Origin of the sequence: Serratia odorifera (assembly GCF_041448735.1) — a bacterium.
In the GTDB taxonomy this organism is placed as follows: Bacteria; Pseudomonadota; Gammaproteobacteria; order Enterobacterales; family Enterobacteriaceae; genus Serratia_F; species Serratia_F odorifera.
The window spans coordinates 202,149-218,737 of the sequence record NZ_JBGMUT010000007.1; the positions used below are offsets into that span (position 1 = coordinate 202,149).

The 16,589-nt window shown below is 57.4% G+C and carries 19 protein-coding genes; 12 read left to right on the forward strand and 7 right to left on the reverse strand.

The annotated features are described in order from the left end of the window. Positions 1-33: 33 nt before the first annotated feature. Together ACCC84_RS17605 and ACCC84_RS17610 are read right to left on the reverse strand one after the other, a co-directional pair. Positions 34-465, reverse strand: a complete 432-nt coding sequence (locus ACCC84_RS17605; RefSeq protein ID WP_371902130.1) for a GNAT family N-acetyltransferase — start codon at positions 463-465, stop codon at positions 34-36. Between the two features lie 9 nt (positions 466-474). After that, complete coding sequence (locus ACCC84_RS17610; RefSeq protein WP_004960012.1) at positions 475-954, reverse strand: tetratricopeptide repeat protein; 480 nt, start codon at positions 952-954, stop codon at positions 475-477. A gap of 215 nt (positions 955-1,169) precedes the next feature. On the opposite strand from ACCC84_RS17610, the gene ypfM reads away from it, so the two are divergent. Further along, on the forward strand, positions 1,170-1,229 hold the full coding sequence (gene ypfM / locus ACCC84_RS17615; RefSeq protein WP_100396732.1) for a protein YpfM: 60 nt from the start codon (positions 1,170-1,172) through the stop codon (positions 1,227-1,229). A 113-nt stretch (positions 1,230-1,342) separates the two neighbouring features. Here ypfM and acrD read toward each other — a convergent pair whose 3' ends face one another. Next, positions 1,343-4,477 (reverse strand): multidrug efflux RND transporter permease AcrD, encoded by a 3,135-nt coding sequence (acrD, locus tag ACCC84_RS17620; protein ID WP_004960015.1) that lies wholly within the window; start codon positions 4,475-4,477, stop codon positions 1,343-1,345. A 256-nt stretch (positions 4,478-4,733) separates the two neighbouring features. On the opposite strand from acrD, the gene ACCC84_RS17625 reads away from it, so the two are divergent. Continuing rightward, complete coding sequence (locus tag ACCC84_RS17625; protein WP_004960017.1) at positions 4,734-5,012, forward strand: winged helix-turn-helix domain-containing protein; 279 nt, start codon at positions 4,734-4,736, stop codon at positions 5,010-5,012. 26 nt (positions 5,013-5,038) lie between these two features. Here the strand turns inward: ACCC84_RS17625 and ACCC84_RS17630 are convergent, their stop codons facing one another. Beyond that, the gene (locus ACCC84_RS17630) at positions 5,039-5,668 is read right to left on the reverse strand and encodes a response regulator (RefSeq protein ID WP_039991852.1); all 630 of its coding nucleotides are present in this window, start codon (positions 5,666-5,668) and stop codon (positions 5,039-5,041) included. A gap of 132 nt (positions 5,669-5,800) precedes the next feature. Further along, positions 5,801-7,483: a nitrate/nitrite two-component system sensor histidine kinase NarQ gene (gene narQ / locus ACCC84_RS17635; protein ID WP_371902131.1), complete on the reverse strand. Its 1,683-nt coding sequence runs from the start codon at positions 7,481-7,483 to the stop codon at positions 5,801-5,803. A gap of 404 nt (positions 7,484-7,887) precedes the next feature. Between narQ and ACCC84_RS17640 the strand changes: the two genes are divergently transcribed. Both ACCC84_RS17640 and ACCC84_RS17645 read left to right on the forward strand, forming a co-directional pair. Next, positions 7,888-8,577, forward strand: coding sequence for a hypothetical protein (locus tag ACCC84_RS17640; protein WP_371902132.1), 690 nt, complete (start codon positions 7,888-7,890; stop codon positions 8,575-8,577). Between the two features lie 11 nt (positions 8,578-8,588). Next, complete coding sequence (locus ACCC84_RS17645) at positions 8,589-9,008, forward strand: WapI family immunity protein (RefSeq protein ID WP_371902133.1); 420 nt, start codon at positions 8,589-8,591, stop codon at positions 9,006-9,008. A gap of 41 nt (positions 9,009-9,049) precedes the next feature. Here the strand turns inward: ACCC84_RS17645 and ACCC84_RS17650 are convergent, their stop codons facing one another. Further along, the gene (locus ACCC84_RS17650; RefSeq protein WP_503827462.1) at positions 9,050-9,328 is read right to left on the reverse strand and encodes an Ogr/Delta-like zinc finger protein; all 279 of its coding nucleotides are present in this window, start codon (positions 9,326-9,328) and stop codon (positions 9,050-9,052) included. A 371-nt stretch (positions 9,329-9,699) separates the two neighbouring features. On the opposite strand from ACCC84_RS17650, the gene napF reads away from it, so the two are divergent. The 8 genes from napF (at position 9,700) to nudK (ending at position 16,370) form a co-directional block, all read left to right on the forward strand. Further along, positions 9,700-10,194 (forward strand): ferredoxin-type protein NapF, encoded by a 495-nt coding sequence (gene napF, locus ACCC84_RS17655; RefSeq protein ID WP_273870362.1) that lies wholly within the window; start codon positions 9,700-9,702, stop codon positions 10,192-10,194. Then, positions 10,187-10,450, forward strand: a complete 264-nt coding sequence (gene napD / locus ACCC84_RS17660; RefSeq protein ID WP_039991853.1) for a chaperone NapD — start codon at positions 10,187-10,189, stop codon at positions 10,448-10,450. The genes napF and napD overlap by 8 nt, the downstream gene beginning before the upstream one ends. Beyond that, complete coding sequence (gene napA, locus ACCC84_RS17665) at positions 10,447-12,933, forward strand: nitrate reductase catalytic subunit NapA (protein ID WP_371902135.1); 2,487 nt, start codon at positions 10,447-10,449, stop codon at positions 12,931-12,933. Before napD ends, napA begins: the two co-directional genes overlap by 4 nt. Before the next feature lie 9 nt (positions 12,934-12,942). Further along, on the forward strand, positions 12,943-13,695 hold the full coding sequence (gene napG, locus ACCC84_RS17670; RefSeq protein WP_004960036.1) for a ferredoxin-type protein NapG: 753 nt from the start codon (positions 12,943-12,945) through the stop codon (positions 13,693-13,695). Beyond that, positions 13,695-14,603 carry a quinol dehydrogenase ferredoxin subunit NapH gene (gene napH / locus ACCC84_RS17675; protein WP_004960038.1) on the forward strand — a complete coding sequence of 303 codons (909 nt, stop codon included), beginning with the start codon at positions 13,695-13,697 and terminating at the stop codon, positions 14,601-14,603. The genes napG and napH overlap by 1 nt, the downstream gene beginning before the upstream one ends. Then, positions 14,600-15,049, forward strand: a complete 450-nt coding sequence (napB, locus tag ACCC84_RS17680; protein WP_004960041.1) for a nitrate reductase cytochrome c-type subunit — start codon at positions 14,600-14,602, stop codon at positions 15,047-15,049. The genes napH and napB overlap by 4 nt, the downstream gene beginning before the upstream one ends. Positions 15,050-15,060: 11 nt before the next feature. Further along, positions 15,061-15,669 (forward strand): cytochrome c-type protein NapC, encoded by a 609-nt coding sequence (napC, locus tag ACCC84_RS17685; protein WP_198773650.1) that lies wholly within the window; start codon positions 15,061-15,063, stop codon positions 15,667-15,669. 125 nt (positions 15,670-15,794) lie between these two features. Continuing rightward, complete coding sequence (gene nudK, locus ACCC84_RS17690) at positions 15,795-16,370, forward strand: GDP-mannose pyrophosphatase NudK (protein ID WP_004960046.1); 576 nt, start codon at positions 15,795-15,797, stop codon at positions 16,368-16,370. 63 nt (positions 16,371-16,433) lie between these two features. On the opposite strand, the gene ACCC84_RS17695 is transcribed toward nudK, so the two are convergent. Beyond that, a partial coding sequence (locus ACCC84_RS17695; RefSeq protein ID WP_443096497.1) for a transketolase-like TK C-terminal-containing protein occupies positions 16,434-16,589 on the reverse strand: 156 nt, incomplete at its 5' end.

Here is a 16,589-nt window from a genome sequence, read left to right on the forward strand (position 1 = left end):
TAACCTCTCTTTACGCTAATCTCGCGTGACGGTTCAGCGCACATAGCCGCTGTTTTGCAGACGGGTCAGGGTGGCGCCTTCAGCGAATACCATGCCGGTGGTCAGGTCGTGGAAACCGTATCTTTTGTAGAACGCCAGCTTGTCCGGTACCGAATAGATGAATATTTTGCCCAGCGGAGCCAGATCTTCCATGATGCGATCCATCAACTGTCGGCCGTAGCCGCGCCCTTGAAAGTCGGGGTGAATGGCGACGTCGGCCAGATAGGCGACGGAAATGCGATCGCTGATGGCATGGGCGGTCGCGATCAGCTCGCCGTTCAGGTAGCCCCAATAGCAGAACTGGTTGTTGCCGTAGATCTGTTCAGTGAGCAGCGGATCGCGCTTGCCCAGCCCGGCGGCCTCCAGCAGCTCGGCCAGCCGTTGCCAGTCAACCGCGTAGCGGCGTTGATCGGTGACAATCTCCATGCTTTCTCCTTAGCCGATGCGATCGAGATCGGCAGCGTATTGGCGGATCGCCCGTTGATAGCTGCTGATATCGCGATGTGTAGAGGTCTCTGCCAGCAGTAGCAACAGGTCGGCCACCGCCTGTTTGGTTTCGCCCAGGTTGTACAGCGTCATCGCGCGGAACAGGGTGATCTCTTTGGCCTGCGGGAATTCTGCCAGCCCGTGGTCAAAGCTGGCCAATGACTGCTGATACTGCCCCAGTGCGCGGTAGGTGCTGCCCAGCCCGAGCCAGGCCTCCTGGCGCTGTTGTGCCGGCAAGTCACGGGCCAGCGCCGCCAGATAGCAAGGGATCGCCTGTTGCTCCAGGCCTTGGCTATCATACAGACAGGCCAGTTGATAATGCAGCGCCGCATCTTCCGGCTGCCGTTGCAACTGCTGTATGGCCAGCTCGGTCGCTTCCTGATAGCGGCCAAGCGCTTTCAACTGCTCGATGTTTAACGTTGCAGGCATAACGACGGTACCTTAGTGTCAATAGGGCGCTTTGGGCACGCTACTACGGAAAAATTGACCGCACAAGACAAACACGTGCAGGCTTGAGTGGGTGAATAATCCGAAAATGTGCGCTAACCCCGGTTTCATTGGCTGGCATCGTTCCCGAAAAGCTTCACTTGGTCAAAAAACAGGCGTAGAATTCGCAGCGTCAAATAAGTGAGGTTGTAAAGTTTATGGTAGATCGTGAGTTGGGAAACTGGAAAGATTTCATCGACGAAATGTTGGGCAACTGACAATTAACAACAAGGCTGGTTGAATTGTTTAGTCTTGAAACCCTCTGGGAGCATCCTGCGGATGGTTCTCGATAAAAAGCAGCATCGGTATGCCGACGCTGCTTTTTTTATGTCTACTCTCCGGTTTTTTCCACCAGCGGCGGCACCGTTTGCCGACCGGGGAAGCGCCGCCGCACCAGCACAAAGAACAGTGGCACAAAGAAGATCGCCAACAGCGTGGCAGAGATCATACCCCCCATGACGCCGGTACCGACGGCATGCTGGCTGCCGGAGCCGGCACCCTGGCTGATGGTCATCGGCAGTACGCCAAAGATGAATGCCAGCGAGGTCATCAGAATCGGCCGCAGGCGCATACGTGCGGCCTCCAGCGTCGCCGCCGTCAGATCCTGGCCTTTTTGATTCAGTTCGTTGGCAAACTCGACGATCAAAATGGCATTCTTGGCTGACAACCCGATAATGGTCAGCAGGCCAACCTGGAAGTAAACGTCGTTTTCCAGCCCGCGCAGCCAGGTGGCGGCCACGGCGCCAATCACCCCCAACGGCACCACCAGCATCACCGAGAACGGGATTGACCAGCTTTCATATAACGCCGCCAGACACAGGAACACCACCAGTAGCGAAATGGCATACAGCGCCGGCGCCTGTGAACCGGACAGGCGTTCCTGGTATGACATGGCGGTCCACTCCAGCCCAAAGCCGTTCGGCAACTGGCTGACCAGGCGTTCCATTTCGTTCATTGCGGTACCGCTGCTGACGCCGTCGGCCGCTTCGCCGACAATTTCTACCGCCGAGCTGCCGTTATAGCGTTCCAGACGCGGCGAGCCGTATTCCCAGCGGCTGGTGGCGAAGGCGGAAAACGGCACCATGCCGCCGTTGCCATTGCGCACGTACCATTTGTCGATATCCCCCGGCAGCATGCGGAACGGCGCTGCCGCCTGCACGTAAACCTTTTTTACCCGGCCGCGATCGACAAAGTCATTGACGTAGGTCGAGCCCCAGGCGGTCGACAGGGTGTTGTTGATATCGTCGATGCTGACGCCCAGCGCCTGCGCCTTGCGCTGATCGATATCGATTTGCAACTGCGGGCTGTCATCCAGGCCGTTGTGGCGCACCCGCGACAGCAGTGGACTTGCTGCCGCCAGTTGCAACAGTTGATCGCGCGCCGCCATCAGCTTGCTGTGGCCCAGCCCGCCATGATCTTCCAACTCCATATCGAAGCCGGACGAACTGCCCATGCCGCTGATCGCCGGTGGACTGCTGGCGATCACCCGTGCTTCGTTGATGTTGGCGAACGCTTTGGTGGCACGAGCAATAATATCAAACGACGATTCGCCGGAACCGCGCTCGTCCCAATCCTTCAAGCGTACGTACATGCGCGCTACATTCTGGCCATTCCCGCCCGGACCCGCGCCGATGGTAGCGAACACCGACAGCACGTCCCGTTGCTCTTTGGTCAGCAGATAGTGTTCCACTTTTTCCACCACCTTGGCGGTCTGCTGCAAAGTCGAACCCGCAGGCAGTTGCACCTGCACGGTGAACACACCGCGATCTTCCAGCGGCAGGAACGAGGTCGGCAATTTCAGGAACAGCAACGCCAGCCCGCCGAGCAGCAGCAGGTAAATGAGCATATAGCGTACGCTGTGGTGCAACACCCGCGCCACGCCGCGCTCATAGCGCATGGCGCTGCGGTTGAACATGCGGTTGAACCAGCCGAAGAAGCCGCGCTTGCCGTGATGATGCCCTTTGGCAACCGGCTTGAGCAGCGTGGCGCACAGGGCAGGGGTGAGGATCATCGCCACCAGTACCGACAGCACCATGGAAGAGACGATGGTGATGGAAAACTGGCGGTAGATGGCGCCGGTGGTGCCGCCAAAGAACGCCATTGGAATAAACACCGCCGACAGCACCATGGCTATGCCCACCAGCGCCCCCTGGATCTGGCCCATGGATTTTCGGGTGGCTTCACGCGGCGGCAGACCTTCTTCGCTCATCACGCGTTCGACGTTTTCCACCACCACGATGGCATCATCCACCAACAGGCCGATGGCCAGTACCATGGCGAACATGGTGAGGGTGTTGATGCTGAATCCGCAGGCCGAGAGAATGGCGAAGGTGCCGAGCAGCACCACAGGTACGGCAATGGTCGGGATCAGCGTCGCGCGGAAGTTCTGCAAGAACAGGTACATCACCAGGAACACCAGCACAATCGCTTCCAGCAGGGTTTTCACTACGTCCTGGATCGAGGCTTTGACAAACGGCGTGGTTTCATAGGCTACCTTGGCTTCCAGCCCACGCGGAAAATACTGCGACAGCTCGTTGATTTTGGCCTTAACCAGTTCATCGGTCTGCAGTTCATTGGCGCCGGAGGCCAGTTTGATATTCATCCCCGCGGCTGGCATGCCGTTATAGCGGCTGAGGTAATCGTAGTTTTCTCCGCCCAGCTCAACGCTGGCGACGTCGCCGAGCGTCACCAGCGAACCGTCCTGATTGACCCTTAAGGCGATCTGGCGAAACTGTTCCGGCGTTTGCAATTGCGACTGGGCATTGATGGTGGCGTTCAGCGCCTGCTTGTCGATCGACGGCGTTCCGCCAAGCTGGCCGACCGCCACCTGCGCATTTTGCGACTGGATGGCGCTGACCACGTCCCCGGTGGTCAGCTGGTAACTGTTGAGTTTGTTGGGATCGAGCCAGATACGCATGGCGTATTGCGAACCGTAAACGTCCATGCTGCCGACGCCGTTGATACGGCTGAGCGGATCTTGCAGGTTGGAGACGATGTAATCGGCGATATCCTGTTTGTCCATGCTGCCGTCGGTGGAGACGAATGCCACCATCATCAGGGTGGTGTCGCCAGATTTTGATACCGTCACCCCTTGCTGCTGCACCGCCTGCGGCAAGCGTTTTATCGCCGCCTGCAGCTGGTTCTGCACCTGTTGCATTGCTTCGTTCGGATCGGTGCCGGCGTCAAAGGTTAGCGTGACCGTGGCACGGCCGGTATTGGTACTTTGCGACGACATATACATCATGTTGTCGAGGCCGGTCATGTTTTGTTCGATGATTTGCGTAACGGTATTTTCGAGCGTTTGCGCTGAAGCACCCGGATAGTTCGCGCTGATACGCACGTTTGGCGGCGCCAGATTGGGATATTGTTCAACCGGTAGCGAAAAAATCGCCAATGCGCCGGTGAGGCAAAGAATAATTGCCAGCACCCAGGCAAAAATCGGGCGATCAATAAAAAAATTGGCCATGTAGCGCGAACCTCGTGGTGTCTTGTTCTATCTTTAATTACGCATTAACGTTGCGTTATTGGCGGTTGGGAAGGATTCCGACGCTAATGCACTTTACTCGTGAAGCGCAGATAAAGCGTGGAGAAAAAAAGGAGATAATGTAAATAACGGTAGCCTATGCCCGCGCCGGCGGCGAGTTTTGCCAAACAAACGCCATGACAACCTCTAATCAGCGTTTGTTAACTAAACCGGCATTAATCTGACGTTGGAGTAAGGAATGGAAATAAACCCGGTATTTGCCCGCCGCCTGTATTTATGCTGGCTGATCAGCCACAGCGAGCGGCCGAATGTGCCACGGCTGATGGAGCTGACCGGCTGGCCGCGTCGCACCTTGCAGGACGTGCTGAAGGCGTTGCCTGGCCTGGGGGTGGAATTGCAGTTCATACAGCAGGGGGTACGCAATAACGACGGTTATTATCAATTGGACAGTTGGGGGCCACTCAGCAAAAGCTGGGTTTATCAGCATCATCAGGCGCTGCTGGGCGCGATAGCATAAAGCTCCCCGACGCGCCGGGGAGCGGTTTATTGGCTCTTGTGTTCCAGATACATCACCGTGGCGGCCACGCGCGAGCGCACGTCCAGTTTGCGCAGCATATTGCGAATATGCACCTTTACCGTTTCTTCCGAAATGTGCAATTGCACTGCGACCTGTTTGTTTGACATGCCGCGAGCCACTTCCTGCAACACATCCAGTTCCCGTTCGGTAAGATCGGCAAACGGATCGTGCTGCTCGCTGCGGGAAGAAAGGTAATCCGCCACCGCATCACTGATCACGTTCTCGCCCTCGGCGGCCAGTCGAATCGAGGTCAGTAACTGTTCCGGCTCGCTGTCCTTCAACAGATACCCGTCGGCGCCGGCGTCGATCAGGGCATAGACATCGTTGCGTGCGTCTGACACGGTCAGCACGATGATGCGCGCATCCACGCCGTCGTGACGCATGGCTTTCAGGGTATCGAGGCCGGAAAGACCCTTCATGTTCAGATCCAGCAAAATGACGTCGGGGGTGTGCTGCGCGGCCAATGCGATGGCGTCGTTGCCATTGCTGGCTTCGGCTATCACGGTAAATAGCGGATCCAGCCCCAGCAACTGTTTGATGCCGCGCCGCATCAGCGGGTGGTCGTCGACGATCATCACTTGGTAGTGCTTCATCATGAAAAGTGCTCCCTGTAGCGAGTAAAGCCACTCGAACACGGGTTAAACGAGTGGAACTGACTCTTTTAAAATAGTGGCAATTGGCGCGATGGCGCGAACTGCCGTAACGAAGGGGTACACCCGTTGTTTATTTTATGGTGGAAACGTCAGACAGACGTCGGTACCGCCCTGTTCTCTACGTGTTATGTGTAACTCCCCCCCCAGGCGCGTGGCGCGCTCGCTCATGATCGACAGGCCATAGTGTCCTTCCGGCTCGTCCAGACTGTCGATGCCGCAACCGTCATCACTGATGCAGATATGGTTGTCGCCGTTGTCGGCCACGCCGCAGCGAATGACGATCTCCTGCGCGTCGGCGTGCTTGATGGCGTTGAGCACCGCTTCGCGCACGATCTGCAGCGCATGAACCTGCTGCTGGGCATTCAACGCCTGCGAGGAAAGTCGACAGTGTAACCGAATCCGGGCGCCGGTCAGAATTTTTAATGGCGCCAGCAATTGTTGCAAGGCGGTGTTTAAATCCGCTTCCTGAATGCTTAGCCGGAAAGTGGCCAACAGCTCGCGCAACTGGCGATAGGCGTCCGCCAGCGCACGCTCGAAGTCGGCGATGATCGCCTGCGCCTGTGGCGAACCGTCCGCCAGTGTGCGTTTGAGCAGCGTCATCTGGATGCGTAAAAAGGTCAGCGCCTGTGCCAGTGAATCATGCAGTTCTCGGGCAATGGTGGCCCGCTCTTCCATCAGCAGCAATTGCACGTGCTGCTTTTGCGCACGGTTGAAGTATAGGCCGCGGCCGAGCATGTTGGCCACGCTTTGCATCAGATGCGGGTTTGGCGTCAGCCTGTGGGTCTGCCAGCTCAACTGCCCCAGCGGACGCTCTTCCTGCATGATGGTCAGCCGCTGCCACGGCTGGTCGGCCAGCGCCTCGCCGCTGCCGAGCCGCCACTGGCTGAGGTTGTCTTGCACATTGAGTTCAATGCAGGGCAACTGTTCGCTGTGACGCACGATGTGCAATACCTCTTCAAACGCCTGTTGATCGATTTGCCCGACGCTCAGCGCCTGTGAACAGCTGTACATCACTTCCAGCGTTTTATTGGCCTGTTGCAGGCGCTCGGTTTTTTCCTGCACCTTCTGCTCCAGCGACTGGTAGAGCCGGGACAGGTCGCTGGACATGGCGGTAAAGGTGGTCGACAGAACCCCCAGTTCGTTCGGCAATGCCACGTCAAGTGGCGGATGGTTGAAGTCCCGCTGCTGCACGCGCTGGCTGGCGGCGACCAGCTGTTTCAACGGCGCCACCACCTGGCGGCGCATAAAGCGGATGCAGAACAGCACCAGGCCGATAATGGCGATATAGCCCACCACGCTGATGGTGGCGACGATCGCCAGCTTGAGTTCCGAGTAACGCTGCAACGCCAGCACAAACCGGTCGATCTGGCTGACGTAGCTGGCGACATTGTCCTGATAGTGTTGCGTTTGTCCGTTGTGAATTTGCTGTTCCAGCCGCTGCCACGCCTGCAGCAGAGTGAGGTATTTCTCGCGTACCTCCTGCGGCACGTAGAACCGGTCCAGTTTCTGTAATGCCGGCGCCTGCAGGGTGTGCTGATATGCCGCCAGATGCTGTTCCAGCGCGGCGTTATGTTGCGCCAGATCGTAAGCCAGGCGGTAACTTTGCATGCGTAGCGAACCGGCGATATTGACCGCTTCGGCGTCGCGCAGGCTATCGGCAACGGTGGTCAGCGCCAGGCCGGTAGAGAGTACCGACAGCACCACAATGCAGATCAGCGCCTTGGCCAGGCTACTGGTTACTGAACGTTTAACGAGCAAAACGGCGTCCTTCTAGGGTAGCGGCAGATGTGGCGATGCCATTCGAAGACAAAACCGGCGCTTTTGCAACACAAATACGCCGGCGTGGCGACGGGCTGATTTCAGGCGCTGATTGTCTATCGTTATATACATTACGTAATAGCGCTGCGGCGGAAAAATTGGCATCGAATGACCCTACAGACGATAAGAGTTTGATCTGGCGCAAGCTACCCCCCGATTTACCCCTTTAGGGTAAACGTTATTTATATAGGTCATTGAAATAAAAATAATTGATCCAGTCAATGTTCGCTCGTTGGCCACATCGACCACGATGCCCTGTTATGCAGGGCTTTTTGCTACGCTGGTCAGTAGGGATGGAATGACTTATAAATACCCCTTTCCCAGGAGTCTAATGGAGTAACACGGTGGCAGGAATTTATCTTCCAAGCCCGGACGAGATCGGCAAATTTTACACCTTCCAGTCACGGCTTCCCGAAGGTGATTATTTTGAGTTTGCACCGCGTAATCGTCCGCTAAATTCCCAACCGATTCTAGATGACCAAACGGGTATGTGTATTGGCTACTCTGTTACCCAGGCGCCCGGCTTGTGGCGAATTTATGACGCTGATGGCACGTTTGTTCGCCTGGAAGAAGCTCCTTTAGAAAGTCCGCTCATCGACCCTACCGATTTTGCACTGCTAGCGTTTGGCGTGTTCCGCATACTTCGCACGGGGCGGACACTGTTTGAGGTGGGTACACGTGCCGCGGTCTCTGTAAAGCTCAGCAATGCAACGATGAGTTTTCTGCGCGGGCGTCTAAAAATAGGGCTTTCGGCTCGTAACCTTAAGGTTACGGAAAGGGTCGCTCAACGAATGCGGGATCCGGGACGTTATGTGCCTTTGCAAATTCAGGAAAAAGCCATCCGATATGGCGTGAGGAGTGCCGATCCCCAAGGTGTTGCAGGTCAGTTTGTTTACCGCGCCGAAATGAGCAGATTAGTAAAACGCACAGTGGGTAATCAGATTCAATATGTACGCACGCGTTATAAACTGCATGTTTTGGTCAGAGAAAAGGATTGGACCATCACGCATTTTCATTATGACAACTTTCTCTGAGAAAAGTGATTATGTTTGAGATAAAAGCAGGCGAGTCCCTATTCAGGTTCACGTTCGTTGAAAGATTGGAAGATATTGAAGACAGAGATCAGGACTTGATCATCTGCTGGCTGGAAGTGCAAGGCTCTGGCATGAGTTTGCAATGCGAATGCGAATTGACACTATTCGATATCATGACGCTGCGCGATCGGTTAGAGCATTTCTATCAATCTATATCCCAAGGGAAAACCCCAAAGCAAATTATATACTCTCCACGTGTCCCGAATTTTAGTTGTGAAATTACCCAGGCTGCAGATGTTGATGCCATAGGTTTCAACTTCAAAGTTTGCCCCAGCATGCTAACTCTGTGGACTATGCAAGGGGGAATGCTCATCGATCAGAGCTACTTCCCGGGACTTATTGCTGGCTTAAATGACATCCTTAGCAATTGATGGAAATTCGTAGCCCCGTGATAGTAAATGGGGCTTCTTTTTTACAATGGCAGGTTGGGCTGGTCACGTCCATAGTGGGAGGTTGGGAAGGCGTCTTGCAGGATAAAGTCGGGCGGTAACTCTTCTTCGCGCGAGCCGCGCTTCGTTACCAGTTTTTCAACGCTGTTCAGCGTCGTAAATGTGATGCTGCATTCGAAATTCTGACACTGATGATATTGGCGTATCGTCATTTCCCTGAGGCGGCGACTGGTGCGGGTACGGGCCGTGACACCGCAGATCGGGTGACCTTTTTCTTCTTTCCAAACTCCAGATCCAACCAGCAGGTACACACACCCGTATAGGCGTCACGGCCTGCAATGCGGAACGAATGTCGATCACCGCTACTGTGGGAGATGGCGAAGGAAGGGAGCGCCTTACGGCAGTGGAATAATGTTCACGTATTGACCACAGCAAAGCGGCCTGAAGCGTTTATTAACTGCTTTCTGGTCGCTAAGTAATTGATAATTTTTATTTAGTCCTTGCTTGACCTAGCGCAAAGAACCTACCTATTTACCCCTTTAGGGTGATTATCTACTCCTAAGGTTACGACCTATTTTAGCTGTGCCCACAGCGGTGAAAGACCGATTAAAACAACAAAAAGGCGATTAAATCGCCATTGGATTTGCACACAGCAATGTCAAGGATAAATAGCATGGCCGAATTGTCGCGGCGCAAACTGCTCAGTGGACAATGGCGTCACCCCTCAACGGCGATCCGTCCTCCGTGGTCGCTGGCTGAATCTCGTTTTATCGCCGGTTGCAGCCGTTGCCAGGCGTGCATCAACGCCTGTGAGACCGGCGTGCTGCGTGTCGGCAGCGGCGGGTACCCGGAAATTGACTTCACCCTGGCGGAATGCACCTTCTGCGGCGATTGCGCCAGCGCGTGCGACGCCGCGCTGTTTCATCCGCTCAATACCCCCCCGTGGCGGCTGCACGCCGTGGTTGATGCCGGCTGTCTGGCCTTGCGTGGAGTGGAGTGCCGCAGCTGTCAGGACAGCTGTGAACCGCGGGCGATTCGCTTTCGGCCGCGCCTGGGCGGCGTGGCCCATCCCACGCTAAACGCTATCGCCTGCAACGGCTGTGGCGCCTGCGTTGCAGGCTGCCCAACGGCCGCAATCAGCTTAACCCGGAGTGAACACCATGAATAACCAATGGCACGTCAGCGGGCTGGTCGTACAGGCCCGGCCGGAAAAATTCCCACAGCTGTTGCCCAGGCTGCTGGCGATCCCGGATAGCGAAATTCCGGCGCAGGACCGGGCACAGGGCAAGCTGGTGGTGGTATTGCAGGCCGCGCACTCCAATGCGCTGCTGGAAAAAATCGAGTCGGTGCGCAATCTGGACGGCGTGCTGGCGGTGTCGCTGGTGTATCACCAGCAAGATGAGCAAGGTGAGGTAACGCCATGAAACTCAGTCGTCGAGACTTTATGAAGGCCAACGCGGCAGCGGCAGCCGCAGCGGCGGCCGGGCTGACCATACCGACGGTAGCGCAAGCCGTGGTTGGCAGCACGGAAGAGATCAAATGGGACAAGGCACCATGCCGCTTCTGCGGTACCGGCTGCGGCGTGCTGGTCGGTACGCAGAATGGCCGTATCGTTGCCTCGCAGGGCGATCCGGATGCGCCGGTCAACCGTGGTTTGAACTGCATCAAGGGGTATTTCCTGCCAAAAATCATGTACGGCAAGGATCGCCTGACGCAACCGATGCTGCGCATGAAAAATGGTCAGTACCATAAAGAAGGCGAGTTCACGCCGATCGGTTGGGATCGTGCCTTCGATATCATGGCCGAAAAGTTCAAGGCCGCCTTGCAGGAAAAAGGCCCGGAGGCGGTCGGCATGTTCGGTTCCGGCCAATGGACCATCTGGGAGGGCTACGCCGCCGCCAAGTTGTTCAAGGCGGGCTTGCGCTCCAACAACCTCGATCCGAATGCGCGTCACTGCATGGCGTCGGCGGTGGTGGGCTTTATGCGCACCTTTGGCATGGATGAACCGATGGGCTGCTACGACGATATCGAGCAGGCCGACGCCTTCGTGCTGTGGGGATCCAATATGGCGGAGATGCACCCGATCCTGTGGTCGCGCATCACTAATCGCCGTTTGAGCAATGACAAGGTCAACGTGTCGGTGTTGTCGACCTTTGAGCACCGCAGTTTCGAACTGGCGGACAACGCCATGGTGTTCACGCCGCAGACCGATCTGGCGATCATGAACTATATCGCCAACTATATTATCCAGCACGATGCGGTCGATCAGACATTCCTCAAGCAGCACGTCAACATTCGCAAGGGCGCCACCGACATCGGCTATGGCCTGCGCCCGACCCATCCACTGGAAAAAGCTGCCAAAAACCCTGGCAGCGATGCCTCTGAGCCGATGAGCTTCGAGGACTACAAGGCGTTTGTCGCCGAGTACACGCTGGAAAAAACCGCGGAACTGAGCGGCGTGGCACCAGACCAGTTGGAAGCGCTGGCCAGACTGTACGCCGATCCTGACATCAAGGTGGTTTCCTACTGGACCATGGGGTTCAACCAGCATACCCGCGGCGTGTGGGCCAATAACCTGTGTTACAACCTGCACTTGCTGACCGGCAAGATTTCCCGACCGGGTTGCGGGCCGTTCTCGCTGACCGGCCAGCCGTCCGCGTGCGGTACCGCGCGTGAGGTTGGCACTTTTGCCCACCGCCTGCCGGCCGATATGGTGGTCACCAATGAAAAGCATCGCCAGATCGCCGAACAAAAATGGCAATTGCCCGCCGGCACCATCCCGGCCAAGGTTGGACTGCATGCGGTAGCGCAGGATCGCGCGCTGAAAGATGGCACGCTCAACGCCTACTGGGTGATGTGCAACAACAATATGCAGGCCGGGCCGAACATCAATCAGGATCGTATGCCGGGCTGGCGCGATGCGCGCAATTTTGTGGTGGTGTCCGATCCGTATCCGACGGTCAGCGCACTGGCGGCGGATTTGATCCTGCCCACCGCCATGTGGGTCGAAAAAGAGGGCGCTTACGGCAATGCCGAACGCCGCACGCAATTCTGGCGTCAGCAGGTAACCGCGCCGGGAGAAGCAAAATCCGATCTGTGGCAGATGGTGGAGTTTGCCAAACGCTTCCAACTGGAAGAAGTCTGGCCGGAAGCGTTACTGGCGCAGAAACCGCAATATCGCGGCAAAACCTTGTATGACGTGCTGTTTGCCAATGGGGTGGTCAACCGGTTCAAACTGGCGGAGATCTCGCAGGATCAGCTGAACGACGAAGCGCGTGCGGTCGGCTTCTACATCCAGAAAGGCCTGTTTGAAGAGTACGCCGACTTTGGCCGCGGACACGGCCACGATCTGGCGGCCTTCGATATGTACCATCAGGCGCGCGGCCTGCGTTGGCCGGTGGTCGACGGCAAAGAAACCCTGTGGCGTTACCGTGAAGGCACCGATCCGTACGTCAAGACCGGCGAGTCGGTGCGTTTTTACGGCAAGCCGGACGGTAAGGCGGTGATTTTTGCCTTGCCGTATGAGCCAGCGGCGGAGAGCCCGGATCGGGAATACGATCTGTGGCTGTCTACCGGCCGGGTGCTGGAGCATTGGCACACCGGATCGATGACGCGTCGAGTGCCTGAACTGCATCGCGCATTCCCGGAAGCGGTGCTGTTCATTCATCCGCTGGACGCCAAGAGTCGCAATTTGCGCCGTGGGGATAAGGTAAAGGTGCTGTCGCGCCGTGGCGAAGTGGTGAGCATCGTCGAAACGCGTGGCCGTAACCGTCCGCCAAAGGGGCTGGTGTACATGCCGTTCTTTGACGCCGCCCAGTTAGTGAACAATCTGACTCTCGACGCTACCGATCCGCTGTCGAAGGAGACCGACTTTAAAAAATGCGCGGTCAAGCTGGTGAAGGTGTAGGAGCCGGCGATGAGCCAGCAACGAGACAAAACCCCGGCGCGGCGGCGCTTTCTGCGCGATGCCGCCCGCAGCGCAGCCGGCTTGGCCGGGATTGCGCTGGTGCTGGGGTTGCAGCAGAAACAGTCGCAGGCACGGGACGGTTTGGCCTTGCGTCCGCCGGGGGCGCTGGCCGATGGGGCATTCGACAGCGCCTGCATTCGCTGCGGCCAATGCGTGCAGGCCTGTCCGTATCACACGCTGAAACTGGCGACGCTGTTGTCGCCACGGGCGGCCGGTACGCCGTATTTTGTCGCGCGCGACGTGCCGTGCGAAATGTGCGAGGACATTCCCTGCGTGTTGGCATGCCCGAGCGGCGCGCTCGATCCGGCGCTGACGGATATCGACCACGCCCGTATGGGGCTGGCGGTGTTGCTCGACCACGAAAACTGCCTGAACTGGCAGGGTTTGCGCTGTGAAGTGTGCTATCGGGTTTGTCCGCAAATCGACCAGGCGATAACGCTGGAGATGCAGCGCAACCCGCGCACCGGCAAGCACGCGCTGTTTTTACCCACGGTGCACAGCGACGCCTGTACCGGCTGCGGCAAGTGCGAACAGGCATGCGTGTTGGAGCAGGCGGCTATCAAGGTACTGCCCCTGTCGTTGGCGCGCGGTCAGTTGGGTGAGCACTATCGCTGGGGCTGGCGTGAAAAACAGCGTGCCGGTCAGGCGTTGGTGCCGACCGACGGGCAGTTGCCGGCGCGTGGCATCAAGGAGGCGCAATAATGGCCAACCCTGTGGCAGAGGCCGGGCGCGAAGCGCGTCGACGCCATGGCTGGTGGCGCAGTCAGCGGTTTTTGCTACTGCGCCGCAGCAGCCAACTGCTGATTCTGCTGATGTTTCTATCCGGCCCGCTGTGGGGCGTCTGGATCCTGCGCGGCAATTACAGCGCCAGTCTGCTGCTGGACACCGTGCCGTTGACCGATCCGCTGATGCTGCTGCAAAGCCTGTTGGCCGGCAACTGGCCCGCCTGGCTGGCCTGGGTGGGGGCGGCGGTGGTGCTGGTCTATGGCCTGATCGGTAACCGGGTGTTTTGCGGCTGGGTCTGTCCAGTCAATCCGCTAACCGATCTGGCCGCCTGGTTGCGACGGCGTCTGGGGCTGCGTCAATCGGCCAACCTGCCGCGTAATCTGCGCTACGGCATTTTGCTGGCGGTGTTGGCGGGCAGCGCAGTCAGCGGCACGCTGCTGTGGGAATGGATCAACCCGGTAGCGCTGATGGGGCGCGGACTGATCCAGGGCGCATCACCCCAGGCAGCCGGTTGGCTCGCCGGGCTGTCGGCGGCGTTCGGCGCCGGCATTTGGCTGCTGTTGGCGCTGTTCCTGTTTGACCTGCTGGTGGTTGAGCACGGCTGGTGCGGCCACCTCTGTCCGATGGGCGCGCTGTACGGCGTCATCGGCAGCCAGGGTGTGCTGCGCGTCAGCGCCAGCGGGCGTGAAAACTGTACTCGCTGTATGGACTGCTTCCACGTTTGCCCAGAGCCACAAATCCTGCGCGAGCCGCTATTGATACAAAAGGGCACGCCACAGGTGGCCAGCGACGCCTGTATTGCCTGCGGGCGTTGCATCGACGTCTGCGCAGAAAACGTATTTGAAATCAACACCCAATTCCATTCTTCGGGAGCCAAAAAATGAAAAGCAATGTCCTGAGAAAGCGGTTGTCCTTGTGGGCTGCGCTGACGTCACTGGTTATCGCCGGCGTTGCGTTTGCCGCCGATAATGTCGATCTCAGCCAGTCGCCGGAGGTTGCCGCTACCGCCGAAGGCCAAATCAACATGCCGAAGCAGCAGGAACGGATGGCGCTGAACTACGTCAATCAGCCGCCAATGATCCCGCACAGCATCGACGGTTACCAGGTCAGCAAGAATACCAACCGTTGTCTGCAATGCCACGGCGTTGAGCATTATCGTACCACCGGCGCGCCGCGCATCAGCCCGACGCACTTTATGGACAGCGACGGCAAGGTGCGCGGCAACGTCGCGCCACGTCGTTATTTCTGCCTGCAATGCCATGTTCCGCAAACCGATGCGGCACCGATTGTCGGTAACACCTTTGAGCCTATGCCGGGCTTCGGCAAGTAAGCGGGGAAACGATGGCTGAACAACACACAGAGAAAAAACCGGGGCCGATTCGCCGTTTGTGGCGCTGGTGGCGTCGTCCGAGCCGCTTGGCGCTCGGTACCTTACTGCTGCTGGGCTTTGTCGCCGGGATTATCTTCTGGGGCGGTTTCAACACCGGCATGGAAGCGGCAAATACCGAACAGTTTTGCATCAGCTGCCATGAAATGCGTGAAAACGTCTACGAGGAATATATGGAGACGGTGCACTACAACAATCGTAGCGGGGTGCGTGCCACCTGTCCTGATTGCCATGTACCGCACGAGTGGGGGCCTAAAATGCTGCGTAAGCTCAAGGCCAGCAAGGAGTTGTACGCCAAGGCGTTTGGTTTGATCGACACGCCGCAGAAGTTTGAAAACCACCGTCTGGCGATGGCCACCAACGAATGGGCGCGCATGAAGGCCAACGATTCGCAGGAATGTCGTAACTGTCATAACTTCGACTATATGGATTTCACCGCACAGAAAACCGTGGCGGCAAAAATGCATGACAAGGCGATTACCGAAGGCAAGACCTGCATTGACTGCCATAAAGGCATTGCCCACAAGCTGCCGGATATGCGCGACGTAGCCAACGGTTTCTGAATCCCATCGGCGTCTGATGATCCCGCCGTGCCGCCAGGCCGGCGGGTTTTTTATTGCAAATTGACTGCGGCTGCGTTTTGCTATTGAGCAACAGGTCAGATGCATCACGAAACGGAAAAGGGTCAATGTCTGCGAAAATCGAGAATGTGAACAAAGAGCTACTGTCCGACAACTGGTACGTGCTCAATAAATATACTTTTGATTTAGAACGTAAAAATGGTGGTTTTGTCCGTCAGATGCGCGAAGTCTATGACCGCGGCAACGGCGCTACCATCCTGCTGTACAACCGGGACAAGGGCACGGTGGTACTGACCAACCAATTCAGGATGCCAACCTACGTCAACGGCAACCAAAGCGGTATGCTGCTGGAGGCCTGTGCCGGGCTGCTGGACGGCGATGCGCCGGAACAGTGCGCACGTCGGGAAGCGATAGAAGAAACCGGCTTTCAGGTTGGCGAGGTGAAGAAGATATTTGAAGCCTATATGTCGCCGGGCGGCGTCACCGAGCTGATCCATTTCTTTATTGCCGAATATGACGATAGCCAACGCCATACCGGTGGCGGTGGGGTGGAAGACGAAGATATTGAAGTGGTGGAGTTGCCGTTTGACCAGGCGGTGGCGATGATTACCGATGGGCGCATCAAGGACGGCAAGACCATCATGCTGTTGCAGTATCTGCAGATCAATCGCCTATTGGCATAAAAAAACCCGGCACGTAGCCGGGTTTTCCATCACGCGGGGCGAGTCTGCTCGCCCGCCTGGCGGTTACTTCAACAACGCCCTGGCCTTCGCCACCACGTTGTCGACGGTGAAACCGAACGTCTTGAACAGCTGCTCGGCCGGTGCCGATTCGCCGAAGCTGGTCATGCCCACCACCGCGCCGTTCAGCCCGACGTATTTGTACCAGTAATCGGCAATGCC

Excerpts from the sequence above, each read along its gene's own strand:
- ACCC84_RS17605 (WP_371902130.1), bottom strand. The coding sequence starts at position 465 with ATGGAGATTGTCACCGATCAACGCCGCTACGCGGTTGACTGGCAACGG.
- ACCC84_RS17610 (WP_004960012.1), bottom strand. The coding sequence starts at position 954 with ATGCCTGCAACGTTAAACATCGAGCAGTTGAAAGCGCTTGGCCGCTAT.
- acrD (WP_004960015.1), bottom strand. The coding sequence starts at position 4,477 with ATGGCCAATTTTTTTATTGATCGCCCGATTTTTGCCTGGGTGCTGGCA.
- ACCC84_RS17625 (WP_004960017.1), top strand. The coding sequence starts at position 4,734 with ATGGAAATAAACCCGGTATTTGCCCGCCGCCTGTATTTATGCTGGCTG.
- ACCC84_RS17630 (WP_039991852.1), bottom strand. The coding sequence starts at position 5,668 with ATGATGAAGCACTACCAAGTGATGATCGTCGACGACCACCCGCTGATG.
- ACCC84_RS17645 (WP_371902133.1), top strand. The coding sequence starts at position 8,589 with ATGTTTGAGATAAAAGCAGGCGAGTCCCTATTCAGGTTCACGTTCGTT.
- napF (WP_273870362.1), top strand. The coding sequence starts at position 9,700 with ATGGCCGAATTGTCGCGGCGCAAACTGCTCAGTGGACAATGGCGTCAC.
- napD (WP_039991853.1), top strand. The coding sequence starts at position 10,187 with ATGAATAACCAATGGCACGTCAGCGGGCTGGTCGTACAGGCCCGGCCG.
- napA (WP_371902135.1), top strand. The coding sequence starts at position 10,447 with ATGAAACTCAGTCGTCGAGACTTTATGAAGGCCAACGCGGCAGCGGCA.
- napG (WP_004960036.1), top strand. The coding sequence starts at position 12,943 with ATGAGCCAGCAACGAGACAAAACCCCGGCGCGGCGGCGCTTTCTGCGC.
- napH (WP_004960038.1), top strand. The coding sequence starts at position 13,695 with ATGGCCAACCCTGTGGCAGAGGCCGGGCGCGAAGCGCGTCGACGCCAT.
- napB (WP_004960041.1), top strand. The coding sequence starts at position 14,600 with ATGAAAAGCAATGTCCTGAGAAAGCGGTTGTCCTTGTGGGCTGCGCTG.
- napC (WP_198773650.1), top strand. The coding sequence starts at position 15,061 with ATGGCTGAACAACACACAGAGAAAAAACCGGGGCCGATTCGCCGTTTG.
- nudK (WP_004960046.1), top strand. The coding sequence starts at position 15,795 with ATGTCTGCGAAAATCGAGAATGTGAACAAAGAGCTACTGTCCGACAAC.